The organism is Pseudomonas sp. HMSC063H08 (genome assembly GCF_001813645.1).
Taxonomy (GTDB): domain Bacteria; phylum Pseudomonadota; class Gammaproteobacteria; order Pseudomonadales; family Pseudomonadaceae; genus Pseudomonas; species Pseudomonas aeruginosa.
Map to the genome: position 1 here is coordinate 1 of NZ_KV813434.1, position 323 is coordinate 323.

Annotated in this window: 1 pseudogene; it reads right to left on the minus strand. The window is 68.1% G+C overall.

Features of this window, described 5'->3' with window-relative positions:
- Nucleotides 1-323: pseudogene (glyA, locus tag HMPREF2924_RS14255) on the minus strand (serine hydroxymethyltransferase); the annotation flags it as partial.

The window sequence follows — 323 nt, forward strand, 5'->3', positions numbered from 1 at the left end:
GCCGTACTGCACGGCGTTGTACAGCTTGCCGGAGGAGGACACCTTGGCGCCGTGGGTGAGATGGCCGCCGTGGGCCAGGCTCATGCCGAGGATGGTGTCGCCGGCGTTGAGCAGCGCCAGGTACACCGCGGCGTTGGCCGAGGAACCGGAATGCGGCTGGACGTTGGCGTAGTCGGCGCCGAACAGCTGCCTGGCGCGGTCGATGGCCAGCCGCTCGACCTTGTCGACGTGTTCGCAGCCGCCGTAGTAGCGCTTGCCCGGATAGCCCTCGGCATATTTGTTGGTCAGGCCGCTGCCCTGCGCCTGCATGACCCGCTTGCTGG